At 60.5% G+C, this 10,563-nt stretch carries 11 protein-coding genes and 1 pseudogene; 2 read left to right on the top strand and 10 right to left on the bottom strand.

Translation table 11 applies throughout. The features are described 5' to 3' along the window. From AC0L20_RS39050 to AC0L20_RS39015, 8 genes and pseudogenes are all read right to left on the bottom strand, one after another. Positions 1-94, bottom strand: a pseudogene (locus AC0L20_RS39050) (LabA-like NYN domain-containing protein); the annotation flags it as partial. Positions 95-719: 625 nt separating this feature from the next. Then, on the bottom strand, positions 720-1,025 hold the full coding sequence (locus AC0L20_RS39045; protein ID WP_085357201.1) for a hypothetical protein: 306 nt from the start codon (positions 1,023-1,025) through the stop codon (positions 720-722). Positions 1,026-1,482: 457 nt separating this feature from the next. Further along, positions 1,483-3,687, bottom strand: coding sequence for a PAS domain S-box protein (locus AC0L20_RS39040; protein WP_473295532.1), 2,205 nt, complete (start codon positions 3,685-3,687; stop codon positions 1,483-1,485). A 655-nt stretch (positions 3,688-4,342) separates the two neighbouring features. Next, entirely contained in the window at positions 4,343-4,543 is a 201-nt protein-coding gene (locus tag AC0L20_RS39035; protein WP_473295531.1) for a hypothetical protein, read from the bottom strand. Positions 4,544-4,696: 153 nt separating this feature from the next. Beyond that, the gene (locus AC0L20_RS39030; protein ID WP_473295530.1) at positions 4,697-5,086 is read right to left on the bottom strand and encodes a hypothetical protein; all 390 of its coding nucleotides are present in this window, start codon (positions 5,084-5,086) and stop codon (positions 4,697-4,699) included. A gap of 139 nt (positions 5,087-5,225) precedes the next feature. Next, entirely contained in the window at positions 5,226-6,386 is a 1,161-nt protein-coding gene (locus tag AC0L20_RS39025; RefSeq protein ID WP_473295529.1) for a PAS domain-containing sensor histidine kinase, read from the bottom strand. Next, on the bottom strand, positions 6,387-7,175 hold the full coding sequence (locus AC0L20_RS39020) for an alpha/beta fold hydrolase (RefSeq protein WP_473295528.1): 789 nt from the start codon (positions 7,173-7,175) through the stop codon (positions 6,387-6,389). It abuts the gene before it with no gap. Positions 7,176-7,274: 99 nt separating this feature from the next. Continuing rightward, positions 7,275-7,619, bottom strand: coding sequence for a response regulator (locus AC0L20_RS39015; protein ID WP_473295527.1), 345 nt, complete (start codon positions 7,617-7,619; stop codon positions 7,275-7,277). 439 nt (positions 7,620-8,058) lie between these two features. Between AC0L20_RS39015 and AC0L20_RS39010 the strand changes: the two genes are divergently transcribed. Further along, complete coding sequence (locus AC0L20_RS39010; protein ID WP_473295526.1) at positions 8,059-8,289, top strand: hypothetical protein; 231 nt, start codon at positions 8,059-8,061, stop codon at positions 8,287-8,289. A gap of 46 nt (positions 8,290-8,335) precedes the next feature. Here AC0L20_RS39010 and AC0L20_RS39005 read toward each other — a convergent pair whose 3' ends face one another. Beyond that, a complete protein-coding gene (locus AC0L20_RS39005; protein ID WP_473295525.1) occupies positions 8,336-8,719 on the bottom strand; it encodes a YybH family protein in 384 nt (127 codons plus the stop codon). A 359-nt stretch (positions 8,720-9,078) separates the two neighbouring features. Between AC0L20_RS39005 and AC0L20_RS39000 the strand changes: the two genes are divergently transcribed. After that, positions 9,079-9,246, top strand: coding sequence for a hypothetical protein (locus AC0L20_RS39000; protein ID WP_473295524.1), 168 nt, complete (start codon positions 9,079-9,081; stop codon positions 9,244-9,246). 402 nt (positions 9,247-9,648) lie between these two features. Here AC0L20_RS39000 and AC0L20_RS38995 read toward each other — a convergent pair. Next, on the bottom strand, positions 9,649-10,563 hold a 915-nt coding region (locus tag AC0L20_RS38995; RefSeq protein ID WP_473295523.1), incomplete at its 5' end, for an efflux RND transporter permease subunit.

Below are 10,563 nucleotides of genomic sequence, written 5' to 3'. Positions count from 1 at the left end.
TGTAATCGATGTCGAAGCCCAGAGTTTTCGCCGTCGCGTAGAGATTGGCTCCATCGATGAAGAGCGCGATCTTGTCGTTTGATGAGTGGGACATCTGTCCAGGCTTTCGGTGGCAACTCGGGATTAAAGCATCCCGGATATTTGCGACGCGGATGTTTGGTCGCATTCTATATGGATGGCTACCGGAGATCGTCGAGTAGCGTCATACATTTAAGCTTCAAATAATATCAGACCTATGCAGGGCGTGGAACTCTACCACCGCCCGAAAGTTCTCCTGTCAAATTTGTAATGTATTCTCGATTTCCAAGTGCGTATTGAAGGTTTGCCTAATGAACGCCGGCGATTTTGCTCTCTTTGATCTGACCATACAAAGACGGGGTCGTGGCTGGCGGTGGTCCGTCATTGACCGCTCAGGCACCCCTCTGTTGACTGGCACCGAGTGCAGCAGGACTGCAGCCCATTACAAGGCCACCAGGGCAATCTTCCAAATGTTATTGATGGCTCCGTATCGCGTTCGAATTTCTCCAGCAGCCTGGTCGCTCGCCTCGAAGATTGAGGCGCCACGCACCTCCTTAGACCCAGGGAGAAGGCGCGGGTTGAGATCCAGGGGCTAAGAGGCTACGCGCCGGTCTAACGAGCTGCGTGCCGGCAGAAGATTGTCAATGAGATAAAAGGTGATCAGAGGCGCGCGGTAAGAGCGGCGGAAACGGCGCATCTGATCACTGCATTTTTCGCCCGAGGTCTCTCAGGAGCGAGTGGAGAAAATCACTCGCATGGTCGTACCGCGCGCCGCCGCTGGCGATTTCACGGGCCCGCGGCTCCACTACACTACCGACGGTTTCTGGACCGAGTAGATCAGCTTTTTCAGACCATTGCTGCAGCAGGCGATCGGGAATGTATTCCGCAGACCCGAACAACGTCAAAAGGCAATCCTCGGCTTCGGCTTTGTGATCGTGATGAGCCTTCGCCCAGTACAAAGCGAATAGTCCACGAAAAGCGTCACGGGAAACGGCTGGTTTTGCCATTGCAATGTCCCCGCAGAATTGAATTCCTAACGAAGAGGCCACCTAAAGGCGGCCTCAGGAGTTCATTAGTTGATCTAAATAACACGTACTGAAACGCCTGCCGCAGCGTTGCCGTTGCTTCAGAACCCGGGTGTAAATAGATGCGAGATGAACGTGCCAGCCCCGGTCACAGGAGCATGCCAACATCATTCGCTTCTGCCAACTAAAATCTGACGACTGCCGGGAAATTCTGGCAATCCCAAACCTATGTTAATTTATGTGACGTACGCGTCGAGCCGTTCGGCGAGCCAAGTGTCATGATGATCTATGAGGTTACGTGCTCGACGAACTCGAGACCGACGTGAGTTTGGTGCGCAACGGGGGGTCGAGCAAAAGAAAGCCCCGCGATGGTGGGCGAACACCCCTTGGAACTTTGGGACGATGGTCGGCGCCTCGCGTGTTTGCAGCCGCAGCTGGACTAGTCCGAAGCGCCGTCGAGGACGTCACGCACCTTCGCCGCCACGTCGCTGAAGCTGAATGGCTTGACGATGAGCTGCACGCCCTTGTCGAGCCGCCCATGGTGGATGATGGCGTTGCGTGCGTATCCGGTCGTGAAGAGCACCTTCAAAGTGGGTCGAAGCGTCTTCGCCTGGGCGGCGACCTGTGCTCCTGTCAGGCCACCTGGCAAAACAACGTCGGTGAAGAGAAGGTCGACCCGGGGCTGCCGCTCCAGGAGCCTTAAGGCCGACGGTCCGTCGTGAGCCTCGACGACGCGGTAGCCGAGTTCGCGGAGAGTCTCGACCGAATATGCTCTCACCTCGTCGTCGTCCTCGAGGACGAGGACGGTCTCTTCCTGTGCGGCTTCGGGACTTGGATTGGACTCGACTTGCTCGGCACCCGCGGCTTGCGTCGCGAGCCGCGGCAAGTACAGCTTCACCGTCGTTCCCTGTCCCACTTCCGAGTAGATCTTGACGTGACCGCCGGACTGCTTGACGAAGCCATACACCTGGCTCAGCCCCAGTCCGGTGCCCTTGCCGACAGCTTTGGTCGTGAAAAAAGGCTCGAAAGCCTGAGCGACCGTTTTCGAATCCATGCCAACGCCCGTGTCTGTGACCGCGATGGCGACGTACTGGCCCGGCACGACTTCTGTGTGCGACGCGACGTAGGCGTCGTCGATGTGCGCATTGCTGGTCTCGATCGTCAGTCGACCGCCGTTTGTCATAGCGTCGCGGGCGTTGACAGCGAGATTGATGATCGCCGCCTCTAATTCGGCCGGGTCGGCTTCGACCCGCCACACGCCTGCACCGAGGACAGTTTCCACGTCGATCGTTTCGCCGAGCGTACGATGGATCATGTCCGACAACCCGTTGACAAGTGCGTTCACATCGAGCGGCTTGGGATCGAGCGGTTGCCGACGCGAAAACGCCAGAAGTCGCTGGGTTAGGGTGGCTGCCCGTTGCGCGCCCGTCATCGCGTTTCGCGCCGCACGCTGCAACCGACCCGATTCAGCCGGAAGATTGCGCTGCAGGGTGTCCAGATTACCCAGGATGATCTGCAGCAGATTGTTGAAATCGTGCGCCACGCCCCCGGTCAGTTGCCCGACGGCCTCCATCTTCTGCGACTGGCGCAAGGCTTCCTCGTTCTTGCGCAACTGTTCGGTCCGTTCCGTCACCTGTCGCTCCAGAGTGGCGTTGAGCTCGACCAGCGCCTCTTGCGCCCGCTTCCGTTCCTCGATCTCTCGGTGCATGGCTTGGGACAGGCGGACGTTATCAATCGCGACCGCGGCCTCAGCGGCAAGCCCGGACAGGCCCCGCTCCGACCGCTCGTTGAACACGCCAGTCCGCGCATGTCCGAAGAAAAGACCGCCAAGCACTTCACCAGTGCGGGATATGACAGATACAGCAAGGTAGCTCCGGACCGGCAGGTGGCCTTCAGGCATCCCTTTGCGGGGCGAGTTCTTCCCGTAGCGCGGATCCTTGGTGATATCGTCCGAACGAACGATGCCTTGGCCCAGAAAGGTCGGCGCGAATACCTCCGTATTGCGCGGCATGGGGAATTTCGAGAATGCCTCGATCGGCGCTCCGGAGAGGGTATAGAGCATATAGCTCTCGCCCGCATTTTTGATGACGTTGTAGAAGAAGGCGCCGAACTCGGCCCCCGTAAGCGCCACGCCCGCATCGGTAACGATCTGAACGAGGCGCTCGAGGTCTGTCTCCGCTGCGAGCGCCGAGCCGGCACGGTTGAGCACTTCGAGAGCGTGCCGCTCTTCTCGGATAGCTTCCTCCGCCTCGCGTTGCGCCGTTCGGTCCCTCAGGATCTTGATGAATCCTACGACGTGCGATTTATCCCGGATCGGGCTGAGCTCTCCGACGGCCCAAAAACGTGAGGCATCCTTGCGAAGGCGCCAGCCTTCTTCGCCGCCGCCCTTGCCCTTTGTCATCGCGTCGGCGATTTCGCGGCTAAGCTGGGCCTCTTGGTCCTCCTCCGCAAAGACGCGGCTCAAGGAGCGGCCGATCATCTCCTCTTCCGTCCACCCGAGAATGTTGCACGCGCCAATGTTCCAACTCGTCACCCGGCCACGCAAGTCGGTGGTGATGATGGCGGTATCGGTTGCGCCGTTGACGATTTGCCTCCATTGCCATGCGGCAATTTCCGGCTTTTGATCTTCGCTATTTCGCGTCATGAGCCTCCCAGCGGGCCGCGCTCTTCTGGCGCCGACACGTCGGACACGCCGACCGTCACTTGCTTGATTGATGGATTGCCCCCATTGGCATGGGGCAACGATCAACGAAGGTTCCAGTTCCCGACAGCTTTACAATGATACCTGCGGCCGATTGAGCCGGTCGCACCTGAAATCGCTCCATGAGGGGTTTGCATAAAGCTCCAGAGCGAGATCAGTCGATCTATCTGTGCCTTGCCCCTGATAGCTCCTTGCGTCGAGGAGGCGCGCGACAACAGGACGACCGCCCAGAATCTGGTTCTTAAGCCGCAGCGGCTAAGACCACGGAGTTGCACACCGCATTCGGCGTGCGTTGCGCGCTGCGTGCCCGCGAGCATGGGAAGCCGCAGCCGCTCGCCATGGTCAAGCGAGAGGCCGTTGAAAGTCTAAGGCTTCGAAGCTGGCCCGGTACAGTGGTCGATTACTTCGTCTTTGCTGCCGATCGGAGCCCCTGGAAGCGTATCGTGTCGCTGGGCTCGCTTCCCTGAACGAACTGCTGCTCCCGCTGTCGGCTTTACTCAAGCCACCACTGTTCCCATCTTTGACGGGCGCGGCCTCATCAGTGAGCTCGAAGAAGAACGTCGGCATGTCCGCAAATGCCGAGTGCCATTGGCCGTTCCTAGTTTTTATTCGCGCCTGGAAAAATGCCGAGGACCTCGCCTTCTGCATTCCGTACGGTGACAGTTCGCCCAGTCGTCTCGGCCATCTGCTTCCCCACCGCGCAGGCCTCCTCCGCATTTTCCAGATCGAGAGCGACCACCGACAGCTTTGTTGCGCCAGCTCCTATGACGGCGATATCGAAGGGTTTGCTATAAGCCATATGGCGCAACTCCTGCTGCTGGCGGGTAGCGCGATCCTTGCTTGCTGCAACCGTGATTTAAGGATGAGACACTTTGTACACAAGTGAACACGGAACCTGGTCGCTCCCCGAATTGGCGATCGCGAGCGAACGGAGACCCTTAGACTTCCGACATCACCATCCGTAGAAGTTTTTGGCGATGGTCAGTGTCTCAAGTTCGCTCGTCTCTAAAGCAATCTTTTGAACCAGCATCACATCCCCTTCGACCAGCTCACCAACCGGAACAAAGCACCATCCCATTCCCAGTCGACCGGATGCATCGACCTCGCGGACATTGGCCGATGTGCCATGACGGATGCGGTAGCGGGTACCCGTGTCGGACCCGACCACCTCGAAATAGCCCTTCCCGTCGAACTGCGCGCGCTGCTGCGGAGTGAGCCAGCCGCGGAGCAGGCACAAGCCCTTTCTCCGCCTTTCCTCCTGACAGCTCCGGTAGAAAAGCCTACACGCCCGACGCCGAAAGAGGCTGAGGTAATGGAAATTTACCAAATCAATCTCGTTCATCTGAAAGGGTGACGAAGCCCAGCGGAAGATGCCGAGAAGCCAGCGCGTGTTCCTATGCACGATGCGCGTCGATTGCCGCCTTGGGACTCACGGTTCTGCATCCGCATCGAACGGCCCACGACCGCTGAAGTTGCTGGTTTCAGGGAGCGGAATGCGGCCGGAGCGACCCATCGCCTTCGAGGGGCATCCGCAAGGTGAACTTGGTTTCTGTGTCGGTCGAATCGACCTCGATTGAACCTCCGTGCGCCTTCGCTATTTCAGACGCGATGTACAGACCAAGTCCCAATCCTTGATAAGGGCCGTGCGCCTTTCCTCGGTAGAACGGCTGAAACAGGCGCGTCCGCGCCTCTTCCGGAATAGCCGCACCTCCATTCGCCACCGAGAAGTCAAACATTTCTGCTTTGGCGGTAGCTTGGACCCGCACTGGCTGATCCGGCGCGCCGTGGCTGATTGCGTTGCCGAGCAGGTTCGAGAACAACTGGGCGATACGGGCCGGATCGCAGAAGACCGGTGTCTCGACCTCGAAGCTGGTTTCGATGCGGCGCTCCGGATGGGCCGCCGTCAATTCGGCGACGACCTGGTCGAGCACGGGTTCAATCGCCGTAATTGACTTGGACAGCGAGATGCCTCCGCCAAGGCGACCTCGTGCCAAATCCATGACGCTCTCGATCATCTTGGCCATTCGCCCGACGCTGCTCTGCATCATGGCCTCGAGCCGTAGCGCGTCTTCCGGCGTCTTGGCCTTGAGCATCAGCCGTGCACCCGCCGCAATGGATGCGAGAGGGTTGCGTAGGTCGTGGCCGAGCACGGCGATGAACTGCTCACGCAACTCCGCGTTTGCGCGCTCCTGCTGCAGACGCTCTTCCAGCGCCGACTTGAGCTCATCGCTTTCCTTCCGGGCGTCGATGAGCTCGCGCTCGTAGCGACGCCGGTCCGTGGCCCGCATGATTGTCAGGCGGGTGAACAGGAGCGCGTCCGCGTCGGTGCGCCGCTCACGGGCGTTGGCGATCGCCGGAAGCCGCGCCCCGCTCTTGGTGAGGAGATCGAGGGCGAACTCGTCGAAGAAGCCCTGCATGCGCAGCAGCGGCGCCACGTGGGTCTCCAGGAATATGCGTCCCGCCATGTTGAGCAGGTCGCTCAGTCGCATCCCAGGAAGGTCGTCCGGCTGGTAGCCCATCCAGCCCGCCAGCGTTCGATTGGCACGATCGATGCGGCCGTCCGGACGAACGGAGAGGTACCCGCATGGCGCGTTTTCGTAGAGGTCTTCGAAATCGCTATCGGCGGGATGATTATTGTTCACTCAGACGAAATCTCGGATTGCGGCAACGACTTCCTCGGGCGCGCTCAGGTTGGGACAATGGCCGGTCGCTTTCAGGACCACCATTTTGCTGTTCGGGATGTTGCGCTGCACGTACGCACCCACCTGCTGCCCGGCGATGATGTCTTCGCTGCACTGGAGGATCAGCGTGCGAGCGTTGACCTTGGCCAGGTCCGCGCGGTTGTCGGAGAGGAACGTGACCCGGGCGAACTCCTTGGCGATCGCGGGATCGGTCCGGCAGAAGCTGTTGGTCAGTTCCTCGCCGAGTTCGGGACGGTCGGGATTGCCCATGATGGCAGGCGCCATCTGGGCCGACCACCCCATGTGGTTCTCTTCCAGGAAGGAAAGAAGCTCCTCGATCTGCTGGGAGCTGAAGCCGCCGACGTAGTCGCCATCGTCGATGTAGCGCGCCGAAGGGCCGACAAGGATAAGGCTCTCGAACAATGTCGGATCCTTGATCGCGGCGAGCACTCCGATCATCGCGCTGACGGAATGCCCCACGAAGACCGCGCCCTTCAGCCCGAGCGCGTGGCCAATCTCGACGACATCGTCGGCATAGCCGGACAATTTGGAATACTTCTGGCGATCGTAAGCGGCGAGGTCCGAGCGGCCCGCTCCGACGTGGTCGAACAGCACCGTGCTGAAATTTGCCTCGAACGCGGGCGCCACGAACCGCCACATGTTCTGATCGCACCCGAAACCATGAGCGAACATCATGGCACGCTCGCCACGGCCGCGGACTTGCACGTTGTTGCGGAACTCGACCGACACTTGGTACCCCTTGAGCGTGAGACATTTCTTGTGGTTTGACCAGCCTAAGGGGAACTGAATCCGTGCGCATCCCCTTCGCGCGCCGGGCAGCTATGACGTTCAGATGAGGAGTTCGGATAGAGCCTCCACCAACTGCGCCGGCGCAAAGGGCTTGGGCAGGATCAGGCTATGCGGCACGCCGTTCGAGACCCAGCGATGGGCGCTATCGCCGGAGACGTAGACGATTGCGCAGCTTGGATCGTGCTCGCGGACGCGACGGGCCAGCGCCCACCCGTCCATTCTGGCGCGGCCCAGATTGATGTCGGTGACCAGGGCTCGAGGTAAAGAAGTCCCGCTGAGCAGGTCGGCAGCCTCCTCGCCGGACGCGGCGCTGAGGACGCCGAAACCGGCCTCCAGCAATGTCTCCTCGAGCATTTCGCGAAGAAGATCTTCATCCTCGACCAAGAGAACGATCGATCTCCCTCCGATGTCTTGGGAGTTGCTCAGGTGCATCCTCTCGCATCTCTCATTTTCAGAGCCCCCTCAGACACGACGCAGGGGCTGCCAGCCACAACGTAACCAGAGGCAAACCGTTCACTTGCCGAGAGTGGGCGCTGCTGGTCGCGGAACCGCAAGCGAGAAATACTGGTGACGCTATCCTGATTTTTTTGACGATAGTCAATCCACCATTGGTAAGGTGCTTCGGGTGAGCCGCGCGTGCAGGGCGATCCGATGACTTGCCTGCACATCGGCGTCACGTGTGAAAGACCACGCGCCGACCCTAACAGCAGTCGTGCTCGTTCCAGCACGCGCGGCTAGGTCTACGCGAGCGAAAGTAGTTCGATTTTTGCGAGCCAGTGCTTACAGTTCGGTCGAACTGAACGCTGAATCGAGAGAACTGGTAATGCAATATCGAGCCTGCATCGTTGATGCGAATGGTCACGAGAACTCCCGCACATTCGTCTGCGCCAACGACGAAGACGCCGTCGTCTGGGCGAGGCAGATGCTGCACGGTAGTTCCGTCGAACTCTGGTGCGGTGAGCGACTGGTGAAGCGTTTGCTTGCTTCAGAGGACAGCCGGGCCATAACGCATGAGGTGCATGAAGGTCGAATGTTGCCAAAAGGAAAAGAATGAGCTACCTGCAACGCGGGCTTATGGAGCCGCGATGCTGACCGTCTCTTCAATGATCCACGTTTCGTCGCCCTCGCCCGCCAGTATTGCGCTGTAGTAGCCATGGAAGGGCTGATCGCCCACTTTGGTCTGCCACTCTCCTACGTTTGAGTATGAACGAACCTTCGCGTCGAGATATGACACGCCTGACGGAGTAGTCGTGCAGTCCTATCTTTAAGGCTTGTTGGAAACTTCGTCGTATGGCATCGCGGCCCTGGAAGATTCCGTTAGGAGTGACTCTGATTGCGTTCTCGTTAAACGCTGCCCCCATTGCCTCAAGGTCGCCCCGATTGTACGCGGATGCAAAATTCTTCTGGAGATTGGCGCTCGCACTCTCGGCAGCCCTGCTGCAATCAACTCGACACCGAGTTTCGATGCGAGAGCCGTGTCGCAACCGACGCCCGCAAACTGTCGACTGACACGAAAAGTCGGCTGCAATTCGAGCACTCGGGCCGCAGCGGCCCTCGACTCGTCGAGCCGGCCGAGTGCGACCAGAGGTCCGATCAGAATGACGTAGTTGATGCTGTGGGCGGGGTTCGACCGGATCGCTTGGTAGGCGGCCCTGGCCGCCTGCTCGTGCCGACCCTGCAGGAAATGCCCGATCGCCTGCGAACCGAACGCCGCGAACGCCCAAGGATCGAAGGGCTAAGCCTTAGCCCTCGCTCCCCCCACGCGATCGTCGGCTCAGCTGCTCCTGCCCAGCTATGCACGACGCTGCCGAGGATGAAGCCGAGCGCACCCGATGGACTCAGCGTGAGCGCGGTTTCGAAAGCGGCGAAGGCGATCATGGGCGTCCATTCCGAGCGAGAAGCCGGCGAAGGTGAGCGCCAGAGCATCGTCGCGGCCATGCTCCAGCGCCAAGCGGGCGTGACGCACGGATTGCAAGCGATGTTCCTCCTTGAGGCCGGCCCGCAAGAATAGATTGTGGTGCGCCATGGCTGCTAGGCCGTGCGCCAGCGCGTAAGCGGGTTCGAGAGTGGCGCGCGCATCAGCAGCGGCAATGCGGCCTCGGCACGGTCCGGCATTCCGGAATCGACATCAGGTTGCGCACGGAGAACGAGCTCGCCCCGAAAAGAGGTGGAGACACGCCCCCTTTCACCGGAACGAGCTGCCGCCCAGGCCACCCTTCCGGCACGTTTTCACAAGAAAGACCTCCGAGCGGCCGCCCCTTCCTTTCTCGCGTGCTCTTCAGCCTCTTCTGCAAGCTTGGTCCACTCGCCTACAAGCCGCAACCAAGCTTGCCTTGCGAGTGGGTTCACCGCAAGCTCTGCGAGTTGTCGGCATTCGCCGGCCTCACGCCAAAATCGATCTACATCGGTCTTACTAACGTGCATAGTCGGCACTCGCTGGCGAACCGTACACGTTGGCTTCCGCCGCCTTCTCCCGATCCCCGCCCAGCACGCGCTGCACCGAGACGAAGAACACCGGCACCATCAGCAGCGCCAGGATCACCACAGCGATCATGCCACCCATCACGATGCTGCCGAGCGCCTGCTGGCTGGCGCCGCCGGCGCCGTGGGCGATGGCCATCGGCAGCACGCCGCAGATGAAGGCGAGGCCGGTCATCAGGATCGGGCGAAAGCGCAGGCGGCAGGCCTCGATGGTGGCGTCCACCAGCGGCTTGCCTTCTTTCCGCAGATCCTTGGCGAACTCGATGATCAGGATCGCGTCCTTGGCCGCAAGGCCAATGATGGTGATCAGGCCGACGGTAAAATAGACGTCGTTGGGCAGCCCGCGCAGCATCGCTGCGACCACGGCGCCGACGATGCCGAGCGGCACGGTGAGCAGCACCGCGAGCGGAATGGTCCAGCTCTCGTACAGCGCGGCCAGACACAGGAACACCACGAACACCGAGAGCCCGAGCAGGAACGGCGCCTGCGAGCCCGACAGCTTCTCCTGCAGCGACTGCCCGGTCCATTCATAGCCGAAGCCGCGCGGCAGCTTGCCGGCGAGCCGTTCCATCTCGGCGATGGCATCGCCCGAGGTGAAGCCGGGTTTCGCCTCGCCCGAGATGCGGACCGCCGGATAATAATTGAAGCCGGCGATCTGCGTCGGACCGCGCGCCCATTCCACGGTAGTAAAGGACGAGAACGGCACGAGCTGGCCCCGGCTGTTCTTGACGTTGTAGTTGAGGATGTCCTCGGTTCGCATGCGGTCGCGGGCATCGGCCTGCACCACGACGCGCTGCATGCGGCCGCGGTTCGGGAAGTCGTTGATGTAGTTCGAGCCGAGATTGGT

It is taken from the genome of Bradyrhizobium sp. Kon58, from assembly GCF_055807455.1.
This window is presented reverse-complemented; position numbering and strand designations above follow the sequence as displayed.